This is a genomic window from Dickeya sp. NCPPB 3274, from assembly GCF_000406205.1.
Classification (GTDB): Bacteria; Pseudomonadota; Gammaproteobacteria; order Enterobacterales; family Enterobacteriaceae; genus Dickeya; species Dickeya fangzhongdai.
Map to the genome: position 1 here is coordinate 1,265,758 of NZ_CM001979.1, position 26,424 is coordinate 1,292,181.

Annotated in this window: 23 protein-coding genes and 1 pseudogene; 6 read left to right on the plus strand and 18 right to left on the minus strand. The window is 57.9% G+C overall.

Annotation, left to right across the window (positions count from 1 at the left end):
- The first annotated feature begins 161 nt into the window (after nucleotides 1–161).
- Nucleotides 162–1,355 carry a nicotinamide mononucleotide deamidase-related protein YfaY gene (locus tag DXX3274_RS06400; protein WP_042859118.1) on the plus strand — a complete coding sequence of 398 codons (1,194 nt, stop codon included), beginning with the start codon at nucleotides 162–164 and terminating at the stop codon, nucleotides 1,353–1,355.
- Nucleotides 1,356–1,514: 159 nt separating this feature from the next.
- On the opposite strand, the gene DXX3274_RS06405 is transcribed toward DXX3274_RS06400, so the two are convergent.
- The 6 genes and pseudogenes from DXX3274_RS06405 to tesA form a co-directional block, all read right to left on the minus strand.
- Nucleotides 1,515–2,051 carry a GNAT family N-acetyltransferase gene (locus tag DXX3274_RS06405; RefSeq protein ID WP_024105035.1) on the minus strand — a complete coding sequence of 179 codons (537 nt, stop codon included), beginning with the start codon at nucleotides 2,049–2,051 and terminating at the stop codon, nucleotides 1,515–1,517.
- On the minus strand, nucleotides 2,032–2,343 hold the full coding sequence (locus DXX3274_RS06410; RefSeq protein ID WP_050569822.1) for a DUF1778 domain-containing protein: 312 nt from the start codon (nucleotides 2,341–2,343) through the stop codon (nucleotides 2,032–2,034). Before DXX3274_RS06410 ends, DXX3274_RS06405 begins: the two co-directional genes overlap by 20 nt.
- 298 nt (nucleotides 2,344–2,641) lie before the next feature.
- Nucleotides 2,642–2,937 (minus strand): annotated as a pseudogene (locus DXX3274_RS22700) (IS4 family transposase); the annotation flags it as partial.
- 102 nt (nucleotides 2,938–3,039) lie between these two features.
- Complete coding sequence (locus tag DXX3274_RS06415; protein ID WP_042859119.1) at nucleotides 3,040–3,900, minus strand: co-chaperone YbbN; 861 nt, start codon at nucleotides 3,898–3,900, stop codon at nucleotides 3,040–3,042.
- Between the two features lie 62 nt (nucleotides 3,901–3,962).
- Nucleotides 3,963–4,739 carry an SDR family oxidoreductase gene (locus DXX3274_RS06420; protein ID WP_042859120.1) on the minus strand — a complete coding sequence of 259 codons (777 nt, stop codon included), beginning with the start codon at nucleotides 4,737–4,739 and terminating at the stop codon, nucleotides 3,963–3,965.
- Nucleotides 4,740–4,802: 63 nt separating this feature from the next.
- Nucleotides 4,803–5,444, minus strand: a complete 642-nt coding sequence (gene tesA, locus DXX3274_RS06425) for a multifunctional acyl-CoA thioesterase I/protease I/lysophospholipase L1 (protein ID WP_084478863.1) — start codon at nucleotides 5,442–5,444, stop codon at nucleotides 4,803–4,805.
- Here tesA and ybbA point away from each other — a divergent pair.
- Both ybbA and ybbP read left to right on the plus strand, forming a co-directional pair.
- Nucleotides 5,412–6,098: a putative ABC transporter ATP-binding protein YbbA gene (gene ybbA, locus DXX3274_RS06430; protein WP_033570141.1), complete on the plus strand. Its 687-nt coding sequence runs from the start codon at nucleotides 5,412–5,414 to the stop codon at nucleotides 6,096–6,098. The two genes, tesA and ybbA, sit on opposite strands and share 33 nt — an antisense overlap.
- Nucleotides 6,095–8,527 carry a putative ABC transporter permease subunit YbbP gene (ybbP, locus tag DXX3274_RS06435; RefSeq protein ID WP_042859121.1) on the plus strand — a complete coding sequence of 811 codons (2,433 nt, stop codon included), beginning with the start codon at nucleotides 6,095–6,097 and terminating at the stop codon, nucleotides 8,525–8,527. The genes ybbA and ybbP overlap by 4 nt, the downstream gene beginning before the upstream one ends.
- Nucleotides 8,528–8,776: 249 nt before the next feature.
- Here ybbP and DXX3274_RS06440 read toward each other — a convergent pair whose 3' ends face one another.
- The 10 genes from DXX3274_RS06440 to purM form a co-directional block, all read right to left on the minus strand.
- Nucleotides 8,777–10,930 (minus strand): TonB-dependent siderophore receptor, encoded by a 2,154-nt coding sequence (locus DXX3274_RS06440; RefSeq protein ID WP_042859122.1) that lies wholly within the window; start codon nucleotides 10,928–10,930, stop codon nucleotides 8,777–8,779.
- On the minus strand, nucleotides 10,923–12,032 hold the full coding sequence (locus DXX3274_RS06445; protein WP_042859123.1) for an ABC transporter substrate-binding protein: 1,110 nt from the start codon (nucleotides 12,030–12,032) through the stop codon (nucleotides 10,923–10,925). The genes DXX3274_RS06440 and DXX3274_RS06445 overlap by 8 nt, the downstream gene beginning before the upstream one ends.
- Nucleotides 12,033–12,210: 178 nt before the next feature.
- Nucleotides 12,211–13,056, minus strand: a complete 846-nt coding sequence (locus DXX3274_RS06450; protein ID WP_084478715.1) for an amino acid ABC transporter permease — start codon at nucleotides 13,054–13,056, stop codon at nucleotides 12,211–12,213.
- Nucleotides 13,056–13,877 carry an ABC transporter substrate-binding protein gene (locus DXX3274_RS06455; RefSeq protein ID WP_042859124.1) on the minus strand — a complete coding sequence of 274 codons (822 nt, stop codon included), beginning with the start codon at nucleotides 13,875–13,877 and terminating at the stop codon, nucleotides 13,056–13,058. Before DXX3274_RS06455 ends, DXX3274_RS06450 begins: the two co-directional genes overlap by 1 nt.
- A 322-nt stretch (nucleotides 13,878–14,199) precedes the next feature.
- Complete coding sequence (gene mglC, locus DXX3274_RS06460; RefSeq protein WP_038661053.1) at nucleotides 14,200–15,210, minus strand: galactose/methyl galactoside ABC transporter permease MglC; 1,011 nt, start codon at nucleotides 15,208–15,210, stop codon at nucleotides 14,200–14,202.
- Nucleotides 15,211–15,229: 19 nt separating this feature from the next.
- The gene (gene mglA, locus DXX3274_RS06465) at nucleotides 15,230–16,750 is read right to left on the minus strand and encodes a galactose/methyl galactoside ABC transporter ATP-binding protein MglA (protein ID WP_038661050.1); all 1,521 of its coding nucleotides are present in this window, start codon (nucleotides 16,748–16,750) and stop codon (nucleotides 15,230–15,232) included.
- A 120-nt stretch (nucleotides 16,751–16,870) separates the two neighbouring features.
- Nucleotides 16,871–17,866, minus strand: coding sequence for a galactose/glucose ABC transporter substrate-binding protein MglB (mglB, locus tag DXX3274_RS06470; protein WP_039694839.1), 996 nt, complete (start codon nucleotides 17,864–17,866; stop codon nucleotides 16,871–16,873).
- A gap of 432 nt (nucleotides 17,867–18,298) precedes the next feature.
- Nucleotides 18,299–19,297 (minus strand): HTH-type transcriptional regulator GalS, encoded by a 999-nt coding sequence (galS, locus tag DXX3274_RS06475; protein ID WP_042859125.1) that lies wholly within the window; start codon nucleotides 19,295–19,297, stop codon nucleotides 18,299–18,301.
- 261 nt (nucleotides 19,298–19,558) lie between these two features.
- Nucleotides 19,559–20,197, minus strand: a complete 639-nt coding sequence (gene purN, locus DXX3274_RS06480; protein ID WP_042859126.1) for a phosphoribosylglycinamide formyltransferase — start codon at nucleotides 20,195–20,197, stop codon at nucleotides 19,559–19,561.
- Nucleotides 20,197–21,234 carry a phosphoribosylformylglycinamidine cyclo-ligase gene (gene purM / locus DXX3274_RS06485; protein WP_042859127.1) on the minus strand — a complete coding sequence of 346 codons (1,038 nt, stop codon included), beginning with the start codon at nucleotides 21,232–21,234 and terminating at the stop codon, nucleotides 20,197–20,199. Before purM ends, purN begins: the two co-directional genes overlap by 1 nt.
- Before the next feature lie 271 nt (nucleotides 21,235–21,505).
- Between purM and upp the strand changes: the two genes are divergently transcribed.
- From upp to hda, 3 genes are all read left to right on the plus strand, one after another.
- A complete protein-coding gene (gene upp / locus DXX3274_RS06490) occupies nucleotides 21,506–22,132 on the plus strand; it encodes a uracil phosphoribosyltransferase (RefSeq protein WP_013316936.1) in 627 nt (208 codons plus the stop codon).
- Nucleotides 22,133–22,311: 179 nt separating this feature from the next.
- Nucleotides 22,312–23,601: a uracil permease gene (gene uraA / locus DXX3274_RS06495; RefSeq protein WP_042859128.1), complete on the plus strand. Its 1,290-nt coding sequence runs from the start codon at nucleotides 22,312–22,314 to the stop codon at nucleotides 23,599–23,601.
- A 115-nt stretch (nucleotides 23,602–23,716) separates the two neighbouring features.
- Complete coding sequence (hda, locus tag DXX3274_RS06500; RefSeq protein ID WP_042859129.1) at nucleotides 23,717–24,424, plus strand: DnaA inactivator Hda; 708 nt, start codon at nucleotides 23,717–23,719, stop codon at nucleotides 24,422–24,424.
- Nucleotides 24,425–24,433: 9 nt separating this feature from the next.
- Here hda and arsC read toward each other — a convergent pair whose 3' ends face one another.
- Together arsC and DXX3274_RS06510 are read right to left on the minus strand one after the other, a co-directional pair.
- Nucleotides 24,434–24,790, minus strand: coding sequence for an arsenate reductase (glutaredoxin) (gene arsC / locus DXX3274_RS06505; protein WP_042859130.1), 357 nt, complete (start codon nucleotides 24,788–24,790; stop codon nucleotides 24,434–24,436).
- Between the two features lie 14 nt (nucleotides 24,791–24,804).
- Nucleotides 24,805–26,268, minus strand: coding sequence for a M48 family metallopeptidase (locus tag DXX3274_RS06510; RefSeq protein WP_042859131.1), 1,464 nt, complete (start codon nucleotides 26,266–26,268; stop codon nucleotides 24,805–24,807).
- Nucleotides 26,269–26,424: the final 156 nt, after the last annotated feature.

Here is a 26,424-nt window from a genome sequence, read left to right on the forward strand (position 1 = left end):
ATCCTGTACTTAAGGACTTTGTCAGCAATCTGAAACAAAAGGCGTGTTTATCACGCCTTTTGTTTTTTTATAGATCGTTTTTTGTGCGGACGGAGCGCGTCATTGTGTTTATGGCGTCGAGTTTCTAAAGTGGTGTGAAACCATCATAAGGAGTAACGCGGATGCTTAGGGTTGAGATGTTATGTACCGGCGATGAAGTGCTGCACGGTCAAATTGTGGATACCAACGCCGCCTGGCTGGCGGATTATCTGTTTTCACAGGGCGTGCCGATGACCAGCCGCATGACGGTGGGCGATAAGCTGGAAGAACTGGTGGCCGCCTTGACCGAGCGCAGTCAGATCGCCGATGTACTGATCGTCAATGGCGGGTTGGGGCCGACCAGCGATGATCTCAGCTCGCTGGCGGCGGCCACGGCCGCCGGAGAAACGCTGGTCGAGCACGCTGAATGGATCGCCCGTATGGAAGCCTTCTTCGTTGAGCGTGGCCGGGTCATGGCCGACAGTAACCGCAAACAGGCGCAATTGCCCGCCAGCGCTGAATTGGTGGATAACCCGGTCGGCACCGCCTGTGGTTTTGCGATGCAACTGAACAAGTGCCTGATGTTTTTCACCCCCGGCGTGCCCTCTGAATTCAAAGTGATGGTGGCGCAGCAGATTCTGCCGCGCCTGCGTCAGCGTTTTGCCGTTGCCGAACCGCCGCTGTGCCTGCGGTTGACCACGTTCGGCCGCTCTGAAAGCGATCTCGCCAGCCAGCTCGACAGCCTGCCGCTGCCGCCGGACGTGGTGTTGGGGTATCGCTCCTCCATGCCGATTATCGAACTGAAGCTGACCGGCCCGGCCACACGACGTGCGGAGATGGAAGCCGTATGGGAAACGGTGCGCGACGTTGCCGGTGAAAATGCGATTTTCGAAGGTACCGACGGGCTACCGGCGCAATTGGCGCGCCGTCTTGCCGAACGCGAGTTGCGTCTGACGGTGGGTGAGGACTTCACCGCCGGTCTGCTCAACTGGCAACTGCGTGAGGCGGATGTACCGTTATCCGGCGGCGACTTGCGGGTGGAAAGCGAGGCGTTGACGCTGGCGGCCGTCGCCGACGCGACCCGAACGCTGGCGCAGCGTCAGCAAACGGAACTGGCGCTGTACGTCGGCCGTTCTGATGACGGTGTGTTGATGCTGGCGCTGTACACCCCCGCAGGAACATTCGCCCAGACGATTCAGGTGAATGTGCGGCGCTACAGCCGTAAAACCCATCAGGATGTGGTGGCGATGCTGGCGATGAACATGCTGCGCCGCTGGCTCAATGGCTGGCCGGTGTATGGCGGTCATGGCTGGATCAGCGTGCTGGAGACATTGTAAGCCGCAGCTAGAGGCGGAGAACACGGGGGCAGCGGCCCCCACCATGACATAAGACTGTTGGTCTGATGTTTTAGATATAACCTTTTATTTTCAACGTTATAGCCCAACAGCCACAATACGGTTGTTGGGGATACCTAGCGCCTAAGCAGGTTTTCTATGCTACGCAGCAAGGATATGTTGAATGGCCAAAAACATGGGCACCGCACCAAAAGCATTCGGTGGTTCATTAAGTTGAACGAAACCTAACCGGATATAGAAGTCAATTGCTGCCGGATCCGCATCCAAATACACGCCTTTAACAGGTAGCGATTCGTGGATGGTTTTAACCTGTTTAAAGAATTCTAAAAGCAGTTCTTGTCCATAGCCTTTATTCTGTTCTTTCGTGGCTACCCCCAGCATAATTAGCCGAACAACCCCTAATTCATGAGGCAATGAACCTGAAACCACCCCCGCCAACTTACTTTTTTCAAGAGAGTAAGCAGCAAAAGTACAGAAACCCAACAGCTCTTTTGTTTCATCTTTAACCAATACTTTAGCTGCACAATTCCCATCTCTGACGCTTTTCTTGAGGGAGCTACGCACAAAAGAGTTGATTACGGTATTTCCGCAATCGAAACTCTTACTCCCAGGGTATGTGGTATCTGCCTGATACGCGTATACCACTACACCATTACTTTCACTTTGAGTATCTACCATCTTGTTTCTTCCTCCGCATTAACGCCTGTAAAGCCAGCGTCGGTGCAGCAGGTTCAGACAAGAGTTGGTTTAATTGTTGCCAGCTTGCTGCTGAAAGCTGTCGGCGCCGCTGGTTATCCAGAACGCTTTCTGCTCGCTCCAGGGCGGCATTAAGAATAAACGCACTCAAATCCAAACCTGCAGCCGTAGCTGCTTCACGAAGCACATCTTTAAGGTCAGGGCTAGTTTTTAACTCCACCCGCGCGTTCTTCGTGACGCGAGTATCATTGGGAAACACTGATACATTAGACATATTTACCTCTCAAAAATTTGTATGTTGACCTCCTTAATTAACGTTATAAAAAGCATCTAAATCTATTTAAATTCAGTGCATTATCAAAGTTTCTCATGGTTGGAACTCCAGTTTTTTAGCGTGTTTCTTACGCTATTCTTTTACCGTCCTATGGACGGCACATTTTTGGTACACCTTTTATCATACGGTTATTAGCCGTATGATTAGAATATATGCAATTACTCAATTCGAGTCAAGACATACGGCTATTACCCGTACAAAAAATCATACAATTGCGGTTCTTTGCTCATCTGTTCCGTGGATAGGCACTCCAGTCAACGGCGATGACACCCCACGACAGATGTTTCGTCATCATAGAAATCATATGATTAGATATCATTATGAAGCGCTGTGTTGTTGAGAAGATGATCAACCCGTTTTATTTTATCCTTGACGCAAGCGGTGCCCGGCAGGTGACGTCACAATGCTGGTGAGGGAAAGTATCACACCGTGCATGAGTGCAACGGTGGAATCGATAATGGCGTTTTGACGATATTGGTGTGTTGAGGCTAAAGCGTGACGGAAAAAAGCTTGGCATACTTTACGGGCAGGCATAGAGGTGATCTCATTGAATTTTTTGTCGAAAATCAGTAGATCACAACACTCTATGCCTGTCTCATTTTCTGGGGATTCGTCAGCCCGTCGTGATTGCAGGCATCAGTACAGCAGCGAATACAACTGGCGGCGATAGCGGGCAGCCAGCGCATCGCCGGTGCCGAGTGCGGCCATGATATCCATCAGCGTTTTACGGGCGTTGCCGCCGGCCGCGGTCAGATCTTTCTTCAGCATTCCCATCAACAGCTCCAGCGCCTCTTCATTGCGCCCGACCTGATGCAGTTGCAGGCTGAGTTGCACCGCCAGCTCCTGATTATCCGGCGAGGCCGCCAGTTGCTGCTGCAATTGCTGAATTTCCGGCGTATCCGCCGCCTGTTTCATCAGTTCGATTTGCGCCACCAGCCCGTGGTAACGGGTGTCCTGATCCTGCAGTGGAATGCTGTCCAGTACCGTTTGCGCGTCATCGGTGCGGTTGAGCTGGATCTGCACTTCCGCCAGCAACAGCGCGATATCGCTGCGTTTGGCGTCCAGTTGCCAGGCGTCTTTCAGCAGTACGGCGGCTTCTTTTAACTGGTTTTCCTGAATCAGTTGCTGAGCCTGCGCCAGTTTCAGGTCTTCGGCTTTCGGCAGCACACGCTGCAGCAGGTCGCGGATCACCTCTTCCGGCTGCGGCCCCTGAAAACCGTCCACCGGCTGACCGTCCTTGAACAAATAGACGGTCGGGATGGCGCGCAGGCCGAACTGGGCCGCCACACGCTGCTCGGTGTCGCAATCCACTTTGGCCAGAATAAACTGGCCGGCGTATTCCGCCGCCAGTTTGTCCAGCACCGGCTCCAGTTGCTGGCAATGGGTGCTGCGTTCGGACCAGAAATAGAACAGCACCGGGGCGCTCATGGACTGTTCCAGCACCTGATGCAGGTTGGTCTCGTTGATATCAATCACGTTGGCGTGTTGTTCTAACATGTCATTCTCTCTTAGCCGTTTCAGCCATAAATGGGGGCGATGTCCGCCACTTCAACCCCGAATCAGGATTTTGTCCGCAACAGATGATCAAGCGCACGGCCCGGCAACAGGCGGCGCAGTACGGTGATGCCGTGGGCGAGCAGCGTCACCGGGTAGCGCAGTTTCGGGCGCGGGCTTTCCAGCGCGTGAATCAGTTTAGGCAGCACTGCTTCCGGCGGCAGGGTAAAGCGGCTGGCAATGCCGGGATTGGTGACCGGTCGATCCTGCTGCGCCTGATCCACATTGTGGGTGAAATTGGTGCTGATCGGGCCGGGCTCGATCAGCGATACGTACAAACCGCTACCGTGCAGTTCCATACGCAACGCGTCGGACCAGGCTTCCAGCGCGTATTTGCTGGCGGCGTAAGCGCCGCGCCCCGGAGTGGAAATCAGCCCCATCACCGAACTGGTCTGGATAATTCGCCCTTCGCCGTGAGGCAACATGGCGGGCAGCAACAGCTGAGTCAACTGGTGCGTGCCGAACAGGTTGCTGGAGAACTGTTGTTCCAGTTGCTGACGGGAAATGGTGTTGAGCGGCCCGTATAGCCCGTAACCGGCGTTGTTGAACAGGCCGTAGAGCCGGTTGCCGGTCAGGGTAATGACTACGTCGGCGGCCTGCCTGACGCTGGCGCTGCTGTCGAGATCCAGATCGATCCCCTCAAAGCCCAGCGAGTTCATGCGTGCCACATCCTGATGACGGCGGCAGGCCGCCAGTACGCGATAGCCGCGTTGTTGCAAACATTGAGCGGCAATCAGGCCAATACCGCTGGAGCAACCAGTAATCAAAACCGCTTTTTGCATAACTTTACCTAACGAAAACGCTTAAATATCAAGAGTCGTGGTTAACTGTTAGTCTTTATCGACTCAGTGCTGATTAATAACAGGGTCGAGCTGTTTTGCCATCCATCCGGCGATAAACGGCTGGGCATCGCGGTTGGGATGGATGCCATCATCCTGCATCCATTCCGGTTTGAGATAAACCTGCTCCATGAAAAACGGCAGTAGCGGAATATCAAATGTTTTGGCGAGGCGTGGATAAACGGCGCTGAACGATTCGGTATAGCGCCGCCCGTAGTTGGCTGGCAAGCGGATTTGCATCAGCAACGGTTGGGCGTTAGCCGTCTTGACCTGGGTAATGATGCTGGCGAGATCCCGCTCTACGTTCTGCGGGGGAAAACCACGCAGGCCGTCATTGCCGCCCAGCTCGATCAACACCCAGCGCGGCTGGTGCTGTTGCAGCAATGTGGACAGACGCGCCAGCCCCTGCGTTGCCGTGTCGCCGCTGATACTGGCGTTCACCACCCGGACCTTGGGCGTGGGGGAGCGAGACTGCCAGGTCGCGTCCAGCAGCGAGGGCCAGGCCTGATTCGCCGCCATACGATAGCCGGCGCTCAGGCTGTCGCCCAGCACCAGCAACGTATCCGCCGCGAAGGCGCGTAGACTGAACAGGCCCCAGAATAGAAGGACAACGATATGCCAGCGGAAAACATTCTTGAAGTTCATCATCTTAGTAAGCACGTTGGTCAGGGGGAACACCAGCTCTCCATCCTCACCGGAGTTGAGCTGGTTGTCAAACCTGCTCAGACCATTGCGCTGGTGGGCGAATCCGGTTCGGGAAAATCCACCTTGCTGGGGATTCTGGCCGGTCTGGATGACGGCAGCAGCGGACAGGTGTCGCTGCTTGGGCAGCGGCTGGATCGGCTGGATGAGGAAGGGCGGGCGGCGCTGCGGGCGCAGGACGTGGGATTCGTGTTCCAGTCCTTTATGTTGGTGCCGACGTTGACCGCGCTGGAGAACGTACAGTTACCGGCGTTGCTGCGGGGTGAAAGCGATCGCCACAGCCGCCAGCAGGCGGAGCAACTGTTGCAGCAGCTCGGTCTGGGCGCGCGATTGCAGCATCTGCCCGCGCAGCTTTCCGGCGGCGAGCAGCAGCGTGTGGCGCTGGCGCGCGCATTTAGCGGCAGGCCGCGGGTACTGTTCGCCGATGAGCCGACCGGCAATCTGGATCGGCAGACCGGTGAGCGCATCGCCAACCTGCTGTTTTCCCTCAACCGTGACTTTGCCACTACTCTGATTCTGGTGACGCATGACGAGCAACTGGCGGCGCGCTGCGAACGTTGCCTGCGGCTGCGCGACGGCAAACTGTGGGAGGATGCATGATCTGGCGTTGGTTTTGGCGGGAGTGGCGATCGCCGTCGTTGCTGATTGTATGGCTGGCGTTGACGCTGTCGGTGGCCTGCGTGCTGGCGCTCGGTTCCATCAGCGATCGCATGGAGAAAGGGCTGAGCCAGCAGAGCCGTGATTTCCTGGCCGGCGACCGCGTGCTGCGGGCCTCCCGACCGGTGGATGAAAGCTGGCTGCAACAGGCGCAGCAGCAGGGGCTGACGCAGAGCCGGCAGGTGTCGTTCATGACCATGACCTACGCGGGCGACAATGCGCAACTGGCGCAGGTTAAAGCCACTGACGAGCGTTATCCGCTGTATGGCGAGCTGAAAACCCAGCCGGCTGGGCTACGGGTAACGCCGGGTACGGTGCTGGCCGCGCCGCGTCTGCTGGCCTTGCTGGGGTTGAAGGTGGGCGACCGGCTGGATGTCGGGGATACCACCTTGGCCATCGCCGGGGAACTGGTGCAGGAGCCGGATGCCGGCTTTAACCCGTTCGAGACGGCGCCGCGGGTGCTGATGAATCTGGCGGACGTGGAAAAAACCGGCGCTATTCAGCCGGGCGGGCGTATTACCTGGCGCTATATGTTTGCCGGCACGCCGTCGCAAATCGCCCGTTTCAGCGACGTTATCAAACCGCAGTTGAAGCCGGATCAGCGCTGGTACGGCATGGAAGATTCGCAGAGCGCGCTGGGCAAATCCCTGCAACGCTCCCAGCAGTTCCTGTTGTTGTCGGCGTTGTTGACCCTGCTGCTGTCGGTAGCGGCGGTGGCGGTGTCGATGGGGCATTACTGCCGTAGCCGTTACGATCTGGTGGCGGTGCTTAAAACGCTGGGTGCCGGGCGGCAGGCGTTGCGCCGGTTGATCGTCGGGCAGTGGGTATCGGTGCTGGCGTTGTCGGCATTGTGCGGCAGTTTGCTGGGAATCGGGTTTGAGGCGCTGCTGATACGCGCCCTTTCACCGGTGCTACCCGGCGAATTGCCGGCCGCCGGGCTGTGGCCGTGGGGCTGGGCGCTGGGTACGCTGGTGCTGATTTCGCTGTTGGTGGGGATTCGTCCTTACCGGCAACTGCTGGCGACCCAACCGCTGCGGGTTTTGCGCCAGGATGTGGTGGCGAACGTCTGGCCGCTGCGCTATTACCTGCCGGTGGTGGCGGCGGTGGTGATCGGCTTGCTGGTGGTGCTGTCCGGCGGCGGCGCGTTGTTGTGGTCGTTGCTGGGCGGTATGCTGGCGCTGTCGCTGCTGTTGGGCGGCATTGGCTGGGGCGGCCTGCTGTTGCTGCGCCGGCTGACGTTGAAAACGCTGTCGCTGCGTCTTGCCATTAATCGCCTGCTGCGTCAGCCGTGGGTGACGCTGGGCCAGCTGGCTGCGTTTTCGCTGTCTTTCATGCTGCTGGCGCTGTTGCTGCTGTTGCGCGGCGATTTGCTGGATCGCTGGCAGCAGCAGTTGCCGCCCGGCAGCCCCAATTATTTCGTGCTGAATATCAGCGCCGATCAGGTGCCGCCGGTAACGGATTTTCTGGCGCAACATCAGGTGAAACCGGAAACGTTCTACCCGATCATTCGCGCCCGTCTGACGGAAATCAACGGACTGCGGGCCACCGATCTGGTGCATGAGGATGATCCCGGCGGGGAAACCGTCAACCGGGAACTGAACCTAACCTGGCTGAGCCAATTGCCGGACCATAATCCGCTGGTGGCGGGGCAGTGGCCGCCGAAAGCGGGCGAGGTGTCGATCGAACAAGGGGTAGCACAACGTCTTGGGGTGAAGATAGGCGATACGCTGACCTTCACCGGCGATACCCAGCCGTTTCAGGCCACGATCAGCAGCCTGAGGCAGGTGGACTGGGAAAGTCTGCGGCCGAACTTCTTCTTCATTTTTCCGCCCGGCTCGCTGGATAGTCAGCCGCAATCATGGCTGACCAGTTTCCGTTACGAAGGCGGCGATACGCTGATCACCCAACTGAATCGCCAGTTCCCGACGCTGACGGTGCTGGATGTCGGCGCCATTCTGAAGCAGATCGGCACCGTGTTGCAGCAGGTAGGCTTGGCGCTGGAGGTGATGGTGGTGCTGGTGCTGTTCTGCGGCGCGCTGTTGTTGCTGGCGCAAATTCAGGTCGGCATGCGTCAGCGGCGTCAGGAACTGATCGTGTACCGCACGCTGGGTGCCGGCCAGCGTTTGTTGCGCGCCACGCTGTGGTGGGAGTTTGCGGTCTTGGGGCTGTCCGCTGGCGTGGCGGCGGCGCTGGGCGCGGAAGCGGCGTTATGGCTGTTGCAGCGCAAAGTGTTCGATTTTCCGTGGCAGCCGAATATGTGGCTGTGGGGCGGGTTGCCGGTATTGGCGGCGCTGCTGTTGTCGCTGTACGGCGGCTGGCTGGGACTGCGGTTGCTGCGCGGCAATGCGTTGTTTAGGCGTTATCACGCCTGAGGTTAACCTCGGGCGTTTTTTACCGTCGCGCTGTCCCGCAGGCGCACGACTTCATCGATGTTTGATTCATGGATGTTTGGTTCATGGATGCCTGGCATAAGGTATCCGGATTGTGGGCTATGGCGTGACGTTAACCAGCTTGCCGGGGCGGGTTAATCGGTTGGTGGCGAAAGTACGGAAAGAGCGGAAGTGGGGAAAGACGCGCAGCCCTGATGCAGGCTGCGCGGTTCGGATGAGCGGTTTCGATGATTAGAAATCGACGCTGGCGCGCAACACCACTTCGCGCGGGTCGCCAATCGCCACGCGCAGGTTGTTGCCGCTCGACGGGTAGTAGGTTTTATCGAACAGGTTCTTGACGTTGAGCTGCCACTTCACCTTGTAACCGTTGATCGGCACGCTGTAAGTCACAAAGGCGTCAGCCACGGTGTAGTCGTCAAGGAAGAAGCTGTTGGCGGCATCGCCGGGGCGACGGCCGACATAACGGGCGCCGATGCCGGCGCGCAGATCGTCGCCGGCGTGCAGGCCCAGATTGCCGAAATCGTTGGTCAGGAACAGCGAGGCGGTATGGCGCGCCACGTTGGTCATTTCGTTACCCTGATTGTCCGGGTCGGCGGTGACGCGGGCATCGGTAAAGGCGTAGGAACCGATCAGACTCAGGCTGTCGGTCAGTTTGCCTGCCACATCCACTTCCACCCCTTGTGAACGAACCTTGCCGGCGGTGCGGGTGACGGTTTCTCCGTTTACCAGCTCACTCACCATTACGTTACGCTTCTGGATATCAAACAGCGCCAGATTGGCGGTAACACGGTTGGGCAAGTCCAGCTTGGCGCCCACCTCATAAGACTTGCCGGTTTCCGGCGCCATTGAGCCAATCTGGGTAGCGATCGAGGTATTGGGTTTGAACGATTCACTGTAACTGGCGTACAGCGATGACCAGGCGTTCAGGTTGTAGACCACCCCGGCGCGCGGTACCAGTCGACTGTCGGAACCGTCGGTATTGGTAACGAACGGACGTCCTTTGCCAGACATCACATCAAAATGGTCGTAACGCACGCCCCCCAACAGCATCCAGTGTTCGTTGAAACGAATGGCATCCTGCATGAAGACGCCGGTGCTATCGACATTTTCGCGCTGGTCGCTGTCCGCTGCGCTGACGGTGGTGGATGCCGGCTGCAAACCGTAGGTCGGGTTATAGACGTTGAAGCTATAGCGTCTGGTGCTGCGCAGCATATCGCCACGATAAGTGCGGTCGGCTTCGTGGTCCACGCCAAACAGCAACTGGTGGTTGATGCTGCCCCAGTCGATATCGCCATTCAGCGTCAACTGAACATTTTGCGACTGGCTACGGGCGTCGGCGGTGGCATCAGCCTGACGAGTCAGGATGCCGGTAGTGGCGTTATAGCTGGTGGCGCGCGCCTGATTATCGTTGTAGGTATTACGGCTGTAGGCGTAATTCAGCTTGGTTTTCCAGCGATCGTTGATGGCGCTTTCCATCTGGAGGGTCAGCGTGTCCTGATCGCCGCGGGTGGCGTTGTAGGCTTCGTCAAACCGGCGTTCGCGCGGGGTATTGACCGGTTTGCCGGTGCGGCTGTCGATCACGGTGCCGCGATCGAACGGCGTCAGGTATTCCATGTGCTCGTAGGACACTCGCACGGTGGTGTTTTCGCCGTACCACATCAGCGACGGTGCAATGGTGGTCTGGCGGTTGCGGCCGAAGTTGCGCCAGTAGTCGGTTTCATCGTGATCGACGATCATGCGATAAGCCAGACCGGAGGTGCCGAGCGGGCCGGTGACATCCACCTGGCCGCCGCCGCCGTTGAAACTGCTGTTCCAGCCTTCGATATGAGTTTTCTGCACCAGCTCCGGTTTTTTACTGATGATGTTGATCATGCCGCCGGGCTCGCCCCAGCCGTACAACATTGATGCCGGCCCTTTCAGCACTTCCACCCGCTCGGTGGTCGGGGTGACGTTGCGCGCCTGAATTGAACGCATGCCGTCGCGCAGGATGGAACCGTCGCGGTTATCGCCGAAACCGCGCTTCATGACCGCGTCCTGCGTCCCGCCGAGGGTGTTGGCCTGGGTGATGCCGCTGACGTTGTATAACGCTTCATCAAGATTTCTGGCCGCCTGATCCTCCAGCACCTGGTGCGGCACCACATTGACGGCTTGCGGTATGTCCAGCAGGCGGCTCTCGGTACGGGTGCCGGTGACGGCGTTGTGCGGTTGGTAGCCGGTTTCCCGTGCGCCGCTTGCAGGCGTGCTGGCGGTCACCACCATCGTGTCTTCCTGCTTTTTCGTGTTTTTTGCGGCGGTGTCGCTACCGGCCTGTGTGGTGGCGGCCTGAAGACTGAAGGGCAGCAGGGCCAGCAGCGGCCAGCCTTTTTGCCAGTGAAGGTTATTCATGTGTTAACTGACTCCAATAGGTCCCTGAAAAATCAATCGGTAAAAACTGCTGATAGAGTTGTTGTAAGGTGCGCTGCGGGTCGATATCGCCAAACAGCGTCGGATAGAGGGCTTTGGCGAACATTTCCACCATCACCACGTGATACGGGCTGAGATAAAAGTTGTGCCACATGCTCCAGGCGCGGCCGGTGCCGACGGCGCTCAGGTGCGAAAGCAGCGGCTCCTGCATCAGCAGGGTGCGGAAACTGTCGGCGGCCTGCCGGGGCGTGACGTCCGGGCCGAGCATCAGGTCGGAAAGGCGTTTGCCGTCCGGCCCGGCCATGCCGGTGGCGATGTAGACATCCGGTCTGGCGGCCAGCGCCTGTTCCGGGCTGAGTTCGCCGTATACGCCTTTCACTTTGCCGGCCGCGATGTTATCGCCGCCGGCGAAGGCCAGCAGTTCGCCGAGATTACCGTTGACCGCCGTGGTGCAGCAGGTGTCGCGGCGTCCAAGATGCAGATGCAGCATCACCGTGGTTTTGCGGCCCTGATACTGCGCCAGTCGCGCTTTTACGGTGTCCATGTGCTGCTGGTAGAAAGCGATAAACGCTTCGGCGCGCGACGACTGGTTGAGCACGTCGCCGAGCAGGCGCAGGCTGGGCACGGTGTTTTTCAGCAGATCGATGCGTAGGTCGACATAGATATACGGGATGCCTGCCTGAGTCAGCGCCTGCTGGATGCTCTGTTCGTTGTCGGTGCCTTTAGCCAGCCGCGGCAGGATCACCAGATCCGGTTTCAGCGGCAGCAGGGCTTCCGCGTTGACGCTGTTGAGATTGCCGTTACCCAACTGCGGGATGCGGGCCATGTCGGGAAATTTCGCGGTATAGCGGCCCCAGCTTTGGGCGTCATAACGCGCCATGTCGCCTGGCCAGCCCACCACGCGCTGCGCCGGGTTGCCCGGTTCCAGCAAGGCCAGCGTATACAGCATGCGACTTTCGCCCAGCACAATGCGCTGCGGGTTATCCGGCACTACCACCTGACGACCGGTAATGTCGGTGACGGTTTTGGCCTGCGTCAGCGGGCTGAACCAGAGTACGGTGAGGAAGAGAAAAACGATGCGCATGTTCTTTTCTCGTAAAAATGAGGCAGAAAAAAATAATAATAATTATTTTTATTTGCAATAAAAACGAGAGGGAACCAAGGTTAAAAAAGAAAAAGCCCTGATATTTCACAGGGCTGGCAGAGGTTATGTAAATAATTAAAGTCGCCGCGACAGGGCGGCGAGTGGGGCGAAGCGGGTATCAGGACGACTTTTTACCGTCTTGGTGCTCGTAGCCGCGGCCAAAGCGACGTTCCAGCCGGCCTTGCAGCAATTCCAGCCCAATGGACAGCACCCAGTAAATGACGGCGGCGGTTGTGAGCATTTCCATGTAGTGGTAGGTGCTGCGGCCGTAAGACTGAGCCAGAAAGTTCAGCTCCCACAGGCCCATCAGCGACACCAGCGAGGAGTCTTTGATCATCGAAATGAACTGGGAACCGGCGGGCGGAATGATGATGCGCAGCGCCTGCGGCGCCACTACGTGGGTGGTGATCACCCAGCGCGACAGCCCCAGTGCCATAGCGGCCTCCTTCTGACCGCGAGGAACCGCGAGTACGCCGCTGCGGATGGTTTCCGCCAGATAGGCGCCATAGTTTAGCGACAGCGCGATGATGCCGGAGGTAAAGGCACTCATTACGATGCCGACCTGCGGCAGCGCGAGGTAGATGATCAACACCTGCACCAGCAGCGGCGTACCGCGAAACAGCGAGACGTAAAACGTGGCGCAGCCGAAAGCGATCGCGCTGGAAGAGAGCCGGCCAGCAGCGGTGAGCACCGCCAACAGGATACAGAACAGCATTGAAATGATGGTTATGACGACGCTCAGCACCGCTCCCTGGATGAAGCCGTCCGGCGACAGATGCATCCCCAACATGGAGGGCAGTTTCTGCTTGATCAGGCCGGTATCAAGATCCATAAACGAAAACAGCCACAGCAACAGGCTGAGCAGCACCAGCCAGGTCAGGCCGGCGCGCAGACGAAAACCAAATCCGGCGCGTTCAGGCGCCGGCGGCATGTGAGACGGGGTTTCAGCGGACGAACGCGACATTACGGGTTGACCCCGGTGATGTCTTCACCAAACCACTTCATGGAGATGGTTTTCAGCGTGCCGTCGGCGCGCAGCGCGGCGATGGCATCGGCCAGCGTTTTACTCCATTCCGGGTCGCCTTTGTCGACGGCAATCCAGTTTGGCTCGGCATACAGTTCCTGCAGGATCCGCAGTTGCGGCAGCTTTTCGATGCGCGGTTTGGCGGTGATACGGTCGGAAATCACCGCATCCAGCCGTTTACCCGGGCCCAGCGCCAGATTGCGGAACGCCATTTCTTCATCGGTGGGCACCGCCTGCACATGACCAAACGGGAAGGCGATCGGTTTGCCGCCTGGGATCACCAGACTTTTGTTCAGGTAGTTCTCGTAGCTGGAGCCCAGCCCCAGCCCGACTTTCTTGTTGCTCAGGTCGGCGGCGGATTGGATGTTTTTCTCATCCTTATGGACGATCAGTACGGCGAAGGTACTGTAGTAAGGGGTGGCGAAGTCCAGCATTTTGGCGCGTTCGGCATTCGGGGTCATGGAGCAGATGCACATGTCCCAGCGGCCTTGCCACTTGCCGCCGACGATGGTTTCCCAGCCCGGCGTCGCCAGTTCCAGTTTGGCGCCCAGTTTCTGCGCCACTGCGTTGGCGACGTCGACATCGAAGCCAACCAGTTGATTCTTATCGTCGAGATAGCTAAATGGCGGATAGTCGTTGAACAGCACGTTGCGGACTACGCCGGTCTGTTTCACCCGATCCAGCGTGCTGCCGGCCTGTGCGGCGCTGAGCATGAAGCAGGCGCTCAGTCCGAGCGCCATCAGTGCGAGAAGTTTTTTCATCCATTTTCCCTACAAACTAGCGTCACAACGGGCAACGCGGGGCTGCTTGCCGCGTCCCGTCGGTGGAAATCACAAAGGCCCTATCTTATAGCAGCCGCGGGCGTGTGCAAAATAAGGTCTTCGTTAGGCGGCCGAGGGGCGGGGAATAAGCATCGGTGGCGGCGGTGTCATATACAAACGGCGGCGCCACATAAAAGGCGCCACATAAAAGGCACCACATAAAAGGCGCCACATAAAAGGCGCCACATAAAAGGCACTACATAAAAAAAGAAACCTGCCACCGGGGTGGCAGGTATGACGGTGTGATTATCCGGCGCGCGCGTTATTTTTTGCGGGCGTATTTCAGGGAGTCCAACGCCACGGCGAAGATGATGATGCCGCCTTTGATGATGTACTGCCAGTAAGGGCTGACGCCGATGTAGGTCAGGCCGTAGTTGATGAGGGTGAAGATGATAACCCCGGTCACCACGCCGGCGACCGTACCCACACCACCGGCAAAGGACACGCCGCCGACCACGCACGCCGCGATGGCGTCGAGTTCGTACATGAAGCCTAAGTTGTTGGTGGCGCTGCCGATACGGCCGGCTTCCAGCATACCGCCGAAGGCGTAGAAGATACCGGACAGCATGTACACCAGAATCAGGTTCAGCGAGACGTTCACGCCGGAGACTTTAGCCGCTTCCGGGTTGCCACCGATGGCGAAGATATTTTTGCCGAAGCGGGTCTTGTTCCACAGGATCCACACGAACACCGCCGCAATCACCGCATAGAAGGTGATATAGGACAGCTTAAAGTCGCCGAAGCGGATAAACCCCTGTGCAAAGGTGGAGAAACGATCGTCAAAGCCGGCGATTGGGGACGCGCCGACGATGTCGTAGTACAGCGAGTTGATACCGTAGACGATGATCATCGTGCCTAATGTCGTGATGAACGGCGTCACTTTCAGGTAGGCGATGATAAGACCATTGACCAGACCGATCACCGCGCCAATGGCGCAGACGATCAGGATAACCAGCGGGATCGGCATGGTTTCCAGATGCGGGAACACCTTGTTGCTGTTGTCCATCGCCTGTAACAGCGTGGCCGCAACGACTGCCGCAAGGCCGACCTGACGACCGGCAGACAGGTCGGTGCCCTGGGTAACGATAAGCCCGGCCACGCCGAGCGCGATGATCACGCGCACCGAGGACTGGGTAAGAATGTTACTCAGGTTGGTGAGACTGAGGAAGGTGGGGTCCTGGATAATAATAATCACCAGCAATACCAGCAGCACGGCATAAATGCCGCTGTCTTTCAGCCAGGTGAGCGCACTTTTTTTAGTAGTAGCTTTCATGGTAACAGCCCTTGCATCATTAAAGGTGTAACGACGCTAAACGGAGGATTTCGTTCTGCGTGGTGTTCTTGGTTTCGACAATGCCTGCGACGAGGCCATTACTCATCACCAGAATGCGGTCGGTGACGCCCAACAATTCCGGCATTTCTGATGAAATGATGATGATTCCCTTGCCCTTTTTCGCCAGCTCGGAAATAAGCTGATAAATCTCGAATTTGGCGCCCACGTCAATGCCGCGGGTCGGTTCGTCCAGCATCAGGATTTCCGGTTGAGTCAGCAGCCAGCGGCCAATGATCACCTTCTGCTGGTTACCGCCGGACAGCGAGCCGATGGCGGTATGGTGGCCGGGGGTTTTTACCCGCATCGAATCAATCACCCACTGCACATCGCTTTTCATGCGCTTGTTGTCCAGCAGGCCGAGGCTGTTTTTGTATTTGTGGATGTTGGAGATCAGCGAGTTAAACCCGACATCCAGATAGGCGTAGATACCGGTAGAGCGGCGTTCTTCGGTGACCAGTGCGAAACCGTTGTTGATTGCCTCGTTAGCGGTATGGTTGTTGATGTCTTTGCCGTGCAGTTTGATGGTACCGCTGAGTTTTTCGCGGATACCGAACAGCGTTTCGACGATGTCGGTGCGTTTGGCGCCGACCAGACCGGCAATCCCCAAAATTTCGCCCTGACGCAGATCGAACGACACATCACGGATCGACGGCTGACGCATGGATGTCAGGCCGCGTACTTCCAGCATGACGTCGCCGGGAGTGTTGGTTTTGTCCGGAAAACGCTGGTTAAGGGAGCGGCCGACCATCATGGCGATGATCTGGTCCATGTTCAGGCCATCCAGCGGCTGAGTGGCGACCCACTGACCGTCGCGCAGTATGGTGATTTCATCGCACAGCTGGAAGATTTCTTCCATTTTGTGGGAGATGTAGACGATGCCGCAGCCCCGGTCCTTCAGCTTACGGATGATGGTGAACAGGTGGTTCACCTCTTTTTCCGTCAGCGACGAGGTGGGTTCGTCCATGATGACGATTTTAGCGTTATAGGAGAAGGCCTTGGCAATTTCGATCATCTGCATTTGCGATACCGACAGCGAGGCCACTTTGTCGCGCGGATCGATATCGATATCCAGTTCATCGAAAATCGCTTTGGTATCGCGATACATTTTTTCCTGATCGACGAACAACCCTTTTTTCGGATAGCGGCCAAGCCACATGTTGTCCATGACCGAACGTTGTAAAACCAGGTTCAATTCCTGGTGCACCATGGATACACCATTCTCCAGCGCTTCTTTGGCGCTTTTGAAATCGACTTCCTGCCCCTGGAATTGAATGCTGCCTGAATCTTTCTGATAAATGCCGAACAGACATTTCAGTAGCGTCGATTTCCCTGCGCCGTTTTCGCCCATCAGGGCATGGATGGAGTGGGGGCGCACCTTCAGGTTGACATTATCCAATGCCTTTACACCGGGAAACGACTTACTGATATTGGTCATCTCCAGCAGGAATTCGCGCTGAGTGGTTAGAGTGTCACTGGTCATATTTTACCTGGTCGAAATAATTACCTGGCTGAAACGTTGCCGGGCTGAACATGACTGCCTGGCTGAGAAAATCATTCGTCCAAACAGTAGGGGCGCAACGGTTGCTGCGCCCCGACGAGATTACTTTATGAACTGCGCCAGGTTGTCTTTATCAACCGGCACGTACGGGACACGTACCACTTTGTTTTCAATCTTGAAGTTGGTGCCTTCGCCAGCCGGTTTACCCAGCGCCAGGTTTTTCGCCAGATCCAGCGTGGCTTTGGCCTGGTTTTCCGCATCGTTCAGCACGGTGCCGGCCAGTGCGCCGGATTTGATCAGCGACAGGGCTTCCGGCAGGGCGTCAACGCCGAATACCGGAATGCTGCTCTTGTTATGGGCTTTCAGCGCTTCTACCGCACCCATCGCCATAGCGTCATTGTTAGCGATGAGTACTTCAATTTTGTTGGCGTTGGGACCGGACATCCAGGCGTCGACCTTGTCTTTGGCCATCGCGGTATCCCACATTGCGGTATCCATCTGCAACTGCTGGACTTTCAGCCCTTCTTTGGTCAGGGTGTCTACCACATATTTGGTGCGGGCTTCAGCATCCGGGTGACCCGGCTCGCCTTTCAACAGGGCGTACTGGATCGTGCCGTCTTTGTTCAGATCCCATGACGGGTTGGCTTTCCAGTGTTTGGCGATCAACTGACCCTGAATGATACCGGACTCTTTGGAGTCGGTGCCGACGTAGTAGGCTTTGTCATAGCTGGCCAGTACTTTGGCGTTCGGTTCTTTGTTAAAGAACACCACCGGCACGTCGGCGGCCTTCGCTTTCTGCACCACAATCGCAGCAGCGGCCGGGTCAACCAGGTTGATAGCCAGCGCTTTTACGCCTTTGGCCAGCAGTACGTCCACCTGATCGTTCTGCTTGGACTGGTCGTTCTGCGAGTCGTTCATCAGCAGGTCGACGCCGCCGATGGCTTTGGCTTCTTTTTCAATGTCCTTGCGCACCATCGACATGAAGTTGTCGTCGTACTTGTAGATGGTGACGCCGATACGGGTATCCGCAGCGTGGGCGGCGGCTCCGAACATCATGCTGGCAACCAGGGCGGTGAGAGTGAAAACCTTCTTATTCATGATATCTCCGGGTTTATGCAGGGTAGTTCTCAGTCCGGCCGCACGACTCGGGGTAGACGTAGCGCGGCTGTCAGTTAGTAAGCGTCGGCGTGGCATGGTCATGCCGGGCTGACGATTTTGCAGGCATGGCCCGCTTAAAGCCTGACTTCCCTGTTTTCAGATGGTACCGACTCTGTTGGCTGGCGACCGTCTGGCAATGCGTCCTGAAACCGATGCGTCCTGAAACCGATGTATTCTTAAACAACAGTGTGAACGTTTCCGCCGTTGTGGTGGTTAACGGTTCAACAGACAGGATGGCCGTGTTACAAGGCGCCTGTCCTCCGCAGTACGCCCTCATCATAGAGAGCGCAATGTTAATTAACTGTGAATTTACTCACAGATTGAAAGCGGTTACATGGATGATTTGAATGAATTAGTGACCGTCTCCACATTTTACCGGGGAGCCACCGAATGCCGCCGCACCAGCGTCGGCATGAAACAGTGCCTGGCGGTGGGGTCCAGCAGCCCGGCCGCGCCTTTTAGCGCCAGTTCTGTGGCAATTTTCGCCATAGAAACAATAGGGTAGCGGATGGTCGTCAGACGCGGGTCGGTGTAGCGGGAAATCGGGATATCATCGAAACCGACTACCGAAAACCGCTCCGGCACCGGGATGCCGTTATCTTTCAGCGCCATCAGCGCGCCGGCCGCCATGCCGTCGTTGTAGGCGAATACCGCCGTCAGCTGCTGGTTGCGTCCCAGCAGTTCCACCATGGCCGCTTCGCCGCCCTGCAGGTCCGGCTCGCCGTTGGCGATCCACTCATCGGGCGGCTCGATGCCCTGTTCCTGCAACGCCTGTCGCCAGCCGGTAAGGCGTTCCGTTACGTCTTCTATCGGGTGGCTGGAGCGAAGATAACCGATGCGCTGATGCCCCTGCTGCAACAACATGCGGGTCGCCATCATCGCGCCGCTGACGTTGTCGAGACAGACGCAGCGGTGCGGGTAGTCCGGCAGCAGCCGGTTGATCAGCACCATACCGGGCACCTGCTCCATGAATTCCGCCAGTTCCTCATCGGATAAGGCTTTGGCATGCACGATCAGCGCGTTGCAGCGCTGACGGATCAGCACTTCGATGGCGTGCCGTTCCTTTTCTTCCTGATGATAGGAGTTGTTAATCAGTACATGTTTTTGCAGGCGCTGCGCCACGGTGTCCACCGCCTTGACCATAGCGCCGAAGAACGGATCCGACACGTCCATCACCACCACGCCGATGGTGTCGCTGACCTGCGAAGCCAACGCCTGCGCATTGGCGTTGGGGCGGTAGCCCAACTGCTCGACCGTCTGCAGGACCAGATCGCGCGTCTGTTGGGTGACCGCGCTGCTGTTATTGAGCACGCGGGAAACGGTGGCTATGGAAACGCCCGCCTGGCGCGCAACATCACGGATGGTAATCATCAATACTCACCACAGAGGAAAAAGTTCATGAGGGCGACCCCGACACTCAAGCTGTCCGGGCATATTCTGTCAGGCGTTATGGAGAGACTGCGTGAGTCAGGTCACAGTGATGAAAGCGGTTACATACAATTCTGTAACCTTTGTGACGAAGGTCATTATCCGGGATGAAAGACGACGGCCGGGCGTGACGACGCTCGTCGGAAAGTGTCATTTGGGAAAACGCCCCGGCAAAGCGCCAGGGCGAGTAGGGAGGGAATCGGCTTACTCGGCGGCGTAACCGCTGGCCGGAATAACGTCGCCGTCCAGCCAGGCCTGATTGTCGCGTAGCGCCAGTCGTCCGGCCAGAAACCAGCCCACCACCAGCGGGTAGATGCTGTGTTCCTGCGTTTGCACCCGTTCCTGCACGTCCTGCTCGGTGTCGCCGGGGAAAACCGGTACTCTGGCCTGCAGGATCACCGGGCCGCCGTCCAACTCTTCGGTCACGAAATGCACCGAGGTGCCGTGCTCGCTGTCGCCGTTTTCCAGCGCTTTACGATGGGTGTGCAGACCGGGGTATTTCGGCAGCAGCGACGGATGGATATTCAGCATCTTGCCGAGGAAACGCGCCACGAATCCGGCGCTGAGGATACGCATGTATCCGGCCAGCACCACTACGTCCGGCTGATATTTCTCGATTTCGGCTGCCAGCGCGTCATCGAAATCGGCGCGGCTGGCGTAATCGCCCGGCAACAGCGCGCGGGCGGCGATGCCGGCGTCACGCGCCCGCTCCAGACCGAGAGCCTCTGGATTGTTACTGAATACTGCGGTAATTCGCCCTGCGATGCGGCCGCTCTGACAGGCGTCGATCAACGCCTGCAGATTGCTTCCCTGACCTGAAATCAGGACAACGATGTTTTTCATCACTGAATAACCACTGTCTCTCCGCCATTGGTACGGGTAATCGCGCCGATGTTCCAGGCGGTTTCGCCGTTGGCGTTGAGGTGGGCGATGGCCTGCTCCGCCTGATCCGCCGGCAGGGCGATAATCATGCCGACGCCGCAGTTAAAGGTGCGGTACATTTCATGACGGCTGACGTTGCCGCTCTGCTGCAACCATTCGAACACTGCCGGCCACTGCCAGCTGGATTCGTCGATGGTCGCCTGCATGCCTTCCGGCAGCACGCGCGGGATGTTTTCCCAGAAGCCGCCGCCGGTCAGGTGGGAGATGGCGTGTACGTCTACGTTTTCGATCAACGACAGCACCGATTTAACGTAGATTTTGGTCGGGGCCAGCAGATGGTCGGCCAGCGGTTTGCCGTCCAGCTGAACCTGTTCCGGGTTGGCGCCGCTCACTTCGAGGATCTTGCGGATCAGCGAGTAGCCGTTGGAGTGCGGGCCGCTGGACGCCAGTGCGATCAGCGCGTCGCCTTCACGTACTTTGCTGCCGTCGATGATATCGGCTTTTTCCACCACGCCGACGCAGAAGCCGGCCACATCATAGTCGTCGCCGTGGTACATGCCGGGCATTTCGGCGGTTTCACCGCCAACCAGCGCGCAACCAGACTGTTTGCAGCCTTCGGCGATACCGGTGATAACACGGGCCGCGGTGTCCACATCCAGCTTGCCGGTGGCGTAATAGTCCAGGAAGAACAGCGGCTCGGCGCCCTGTACCACCAGATCGTTGACGCACATCGCCACCAGGTCGATACCAATCGTATCGTGACGCTGCAGGTCCATCGCCAGACGCAGCTTGGTGCCGACACCGTCTGTACCGGAAACCAGCACCGGTTCGCGGTATTTTTGCGGTAAGGCGCACAGGGCACCGAAACCGCCCAATCCACCCATGACTTCCGGGCGACGGGTCTGTTTCACTACACCTTTGATACGGTCTACCAATGCATTGCCAGCATCAATATCCACGCCTGCGTCTTTATAGCTGAGAGAGGTTTTATCGGTCACTGCGGAGTCCCCACGGAGGTTACGATTGGTTTAAAAAATGGAGCGCGCTAATTCTAACAGCGTAAGCAAACGTTTGCGAGCGGTGTCTTTGCGGCATGGCGGTTTCGGCAGGCCAGTATAAAGGCTACCGTCGGCCGGTGTGCGGATTGGCTGGCGATAATTTCCGTTTCGGCTTGATTTGGATCAGACTTGAATCTATGGCGCACATTCGAAAAAGCGGTATAATCCCGCGATTTTTTTGGCCGTCCACTGCCGATGGGGAGAAAGAGTAATGAAAATCGTCGAGGTGAAACACCCGCTCGTCAAACATAAACTGGGTCTGATGCGCGAGCACGATGTCAGTACCAAGCGTTTCCGTGAACTGGCGTCTGAAGTCGGCAGTTTGCTGACCTACGAAGCCACCGCCGATCTGGCGACGGAAAAGGTGACCATCGAAGGCTGGTGCGGCCCGGTCGAAGTCGACCAAATCAAAGGCAAGAAAATTACCGTGGTGCCCATCCTGCGCGCCGGTCTCGGCATGATGGAAGGGGTGCTGGAAAACGTGCCCAGCGCGCGCATCAGCGTGGTGGGGATGTACCGCGATGAACAGACACTGGAACCGGTGCCTTATTTTCAGAAACTGGCGTCCAATATCGATGAGCGTATGGCGCTGGTGGTGGACCCGATGCTGGCGACCGGCGGCTCGATGATCGCCACTATCGATCTGCTGAAAAAAGCCGGCTGCCGCAGCATCAAGGTGCTGGTGCTGGTGGCGGCGCCGGAAGGGATCGCCGCGCTGGAGAAAGCGCATCCGGATGTGGAGCTGTACACCGCCTCGATTGACAAGGGCCTCAACGAACACGGCTACATCATGCCGGGCCTGGGCGATGCGGGCGACAAACTGTTTGGTACCAAATGATATTCAGCCGACTGCAGAGTCGGCTTTTTTTTGCGTACGCTACGGCCCGCTCCTGACGTGACGGGGTGTTCTTGCGCATACCACGGATGGCGACATTTTTTCTGCGCCGGTGTGTGCCGGCGCTGAACTTTCTGCCGGGTTCCCGGTATTTTTCAGTCTGAGACACAGAGGAAAACAAGATGACTCGTCGCGCCATCGGCGTCAGTGAACGCCCCCCGCTCCTGCAAACCATACCGCTGAGTTTCCAGCATCTGTTCGCCATGTTTGGCGCCACCGTGCTGGTGCCGATTCTGTTCAAGGTCAACCCGGCGACCGTGCTGCTGTTCAACGGCATCGGCACGCTGCTTTATCTGTTTATCTGTAGAGGCAAGATTCCGGCCTATCTCGGTTCCAGCTTTGCATTTATTTCTCCGGTATTGCTGCTGTTGCCGCTGGGTTATGAAGTGGCGCTGGGCGGCTTTATTCTGTGCGGCGCGCTGTTTTGCCTGGTGGCGTTGCTGGTGAAAAAAGCCGGGACCGGCTGGCTGAACGTGATTTTCCCGCCGGCGGCGATGGGCGCGATTGTCGCGGTGATCGGTCTGGAACTGGCGGGCGTGGCGGCGAACATGGCTGGGCTGTTGCCTGCCGCCGGTACGGACGTGGACAGCAAAACCGTCACTATTTCGCTGGTGACGCTGGGGGTAACCATACTGGGGTCCGTGCTGTTTCGCGGTTTTCTGGCCATCATCCCGATTCTAATCGGTGTATTGGTGGGGTATGTGCTCTCCTTCGTCATGGGCGTGGTGGATCTGACGCCGATCGCCCAGGCTCACTGGTTCGCGCTGCCGACGTTTTACACGCCGCGTTTTGAATGGGTGGCGATGCTGACGGTGCTGCCTGCCGCGCTGGTGGTGATTGCCGAGCACATTGGTCATCTGGTGGTGACCGCCAATATCGTGAAAAAAGATCTGGTGCGCGACCCGGGTCTGCACCGCTCTCTGTTTGCCAACGGCGTGTCCACCATGCTGTCCGGTTTCTTTGGCTCCACCCCGAATACCACCTATGGTGAGAATATCGGCGTGCTGGCGATCACCAAGGTTTACAGCACCTGGGTGATTGGCGGGGCGGCGGTGCTCGCGATTCTGCTTTCCTGCGTGGGTAAACTGGCCGCTGCGATTCAGGCGGTGCCGGTGCCGGTGATGGGCGGCGTGTCGCTGTTGCTGTACGGCGTTATCGGTGCGTCCGGTATCCGGGTGCTGATCGAATCCAAAGTGGATTACAACAAGGCGCAGAATCTGATTCTGACCTCGGTGATCCTGATCATCGGCGTCAGCGGCGCGAAGATCCATCTGGGCGCCGTGGAGCTGAAAGGCATGGCGCTGGCAACCGTGGTGGGCGTGTTCCTGAGCCTGCTGTTCCGCGTCATCAGCTTGTTCCGTAAGGAAGAAGAGGTGATTGACGAGACGGACGACAAGGCTTCCGCACAGTAATCTCGCGGCCCGCCGGTGCGCCGGCGGGCTATGCGGCGAAGCGGCCGCTTGACGGTTCAATCGCAAAAGGTTTCTATGCTAAACTTGATCCGTTTTCCTGCCTGTTTGGTTTGAGGTGCTTCTGAACACTCCGGCACAGTTATCATTGCCACTCTATTTACCCGATGACGAAACTTTTGCCAGTTTCTATCCGGGAGAAAACACGTCTCTGCTGGCCGCTATCCACACGACGCTGGGTCAGGAACATGGCAGCTACATCTATTTCTGGTCGCGCGAAGGCGGCGGGCGTAGCCACCTGTTGCATGCCGCCTGTGCGGAATTATCCCGTCTCGGCCGCGCAGTCGGCTATGTGCCGCTGGATAAACGCGCCTATTTTGTCCCGGACGTGCTGGAAGGAATGGAGCAACTGGCGCTGGTCTGCATCGACAATATCGAGTCGATTGCCGGCGATGAGGCGTGGGAAATGGCGATGTTCAATCTGTATAACCGCATTCAGGAAGGCGGGCGCACCCGGCTGTTGATCACCGGCGATCGTCCGCCGCGCCAGATCAATCTGCAACTGGCGGATCTGGCGTCTCGTCTGGACTGGGGGCAGATCTATCGCTTGCAGCCGCTGTCGGATGAAGAGAAAGGCGAAGCGCTGCAGTTGCGCGCTCGGCTGCGCGGTTTTGAGCTGCCGGAAGACGTCAGCCGTTTTCTGCTTAAACGACTGGATCGGGAGATGCGCACGCTGTTCATGACGCTGGATCAGCTGGATCATGCTTCCATTACCGCCCAGCGTAAGCTGACGATTCCTTTCGTCAAAGAGATCCTCGGACTGTGACGCTTCCCGTCACAGAATATCCAGCACCTGCTCCGGCGGGCGGCCGAGCTTAGCCTTGCCGTTGGCGACAACGATCGGACGTTCAATCAGTTTGGGGTGGTCCGCCAGCGCCTGAATCAGTTGTGCTTCCGTCAGGCTGTCGTCGGCCAGGTTTAACTCACGGTACAGATCTTCTTTACGGCGCATCAGTTCGCGCGCGCTGGCAAATCCCAGTTGTTTGAGCAGCTTACCGAGCGCGGCGGTATCCGGCGGCGTATCCAGATACAGCACCACTTCCGGTTCGATGCCTTGCTGCTGCAGCAACGCCAGGGTTTCGCGGCTCTTGGAGCAGCGGGGATTATGATAAATGGTCACCGGTTTAGTCATTCAACTCACCTTTTTCAGGATTTCTCATAAGGGCGGAAACGTTGCTGCAACGCACGCAGTTGATCGATGCGGGCGTCGTAACGCGCCTGATCCATGCTGCCGAGTTTGCTTTGTGAGCTGGCGTTGCTTAACAGGCGGATAGCCTGATCCAGCTTGCCGTTCAGCGACAGACTTTCCGCCCGGGACGCCAGTTCTTCGCTGCGCATGTTTTGCGCGGCGGAAGCCTGCGCCAGTAAATCCCAGCCGTTTGGATCGTCCGGATGGGCGTATGTGTATTTGCGCAGAATGCGGATAGCGTCGGCAGATTTACGGCTTTCCACCATCGCGTTGGCCAGGTTGAGCTGCAGCACCGGGTTGTCTTGCACGTCCGGCACTTTCTGCAGGCGGGCGACCGCCTGATCGGCGCGCTGTTGGCCGATATCAATATCGGTCATCAGATCAAGAAACCAGGGGTTGGACGGCGACTTGTCCAGCAGCGGTTGCAGCGTGGCGCGCGCGTCATCGTATTTCTTGGTCTGATAGGCGCGGATCGCGCGGCCATATTGGGCGGCCTGTTGCTCGCGCGCATTGCCTTTGGCCCAGTTGTCCAGCAACGCGGCGCCATACGGGTTGTCCTGCGAGCCGTACATGCCCAACACGCGGGCTTTGGCGAACAGAAAATCCTGCGAGGAATGCACCGGGCTGGACTTCATCTGGTTGGCGCGGTTACGGGCGTCCGACAGCCGACTTTCCGGCAGCGGGTGCGTCAGCAGCATTTCCGGCGGTTTGGTGGCGTAGCGGGAGGTCTCCGCCAGCCGCTGCAGGAAATTGGGCATCGCCTGCGGGTCGAATCCGGCGCGTTGCAGCACCTGAATCCCGATGCGATCCGCTTCCTGTTCATTGGATTGGGTAAAGCTGATGACGCTTTGCTGCGCGCCGGCCAGCGTGCCGCTCAGCGCGGCGAACCCGGCCTGCGGGTTTGCCATCGCCAGCAACAGCGAACCGAAAGCGCCGGCCCAGGCTAGCGGCGCGTTGGTTTTTTGAGCTTCCATCGCGCGCGCCAGATGGCGCTGGGTCACGTGGGAAATTTCGTGCGCCAGCACCGAGGCCAGCTCGCTTTCACTTTCTACATAGCGGAACAGCCCGGAGTGCAGCACCACATTGCCGCCAAAAAAGGCAAAGGCGTTGATTTCGTCGTTATTGACCAAAAAGAAATGGAACGGCGTTCGCACGGAATCGGCCGACTTGACCAGCCGTCCGCCCAGTTGGTTGATGTACTGCAGCAGCAGCGGGTCGTTAATCAGCGGCGCGCCGGCCCGCAACTGGCGCAGGTAGAAATCCCCCATCACCAGTTCCTGATTGATGCTGAGCGTTCCGCCGGCGGTGGTGCCGATGTCCGGCAGGTTTTCCTGTGTGCCGGCCGGGAAACCCTGCGGGCTTGCGCTCAGCAACACACCTGCCAGCATGGCGATGACCGTCTGTTTGAGCCGATAGGACATAACGGATACAACCTTCTGAACAGCTTGAAAGAATTGTCATCATCTTAGCCAGCGGCAGCACACAATGAAACACGGGTGGGGGAAAAAGACGGCGTAAAAAACGGAAAATGCGGCGCGAAAACCAGTTTGCCGGCGCATCAGGCGCTGCACCGGCAA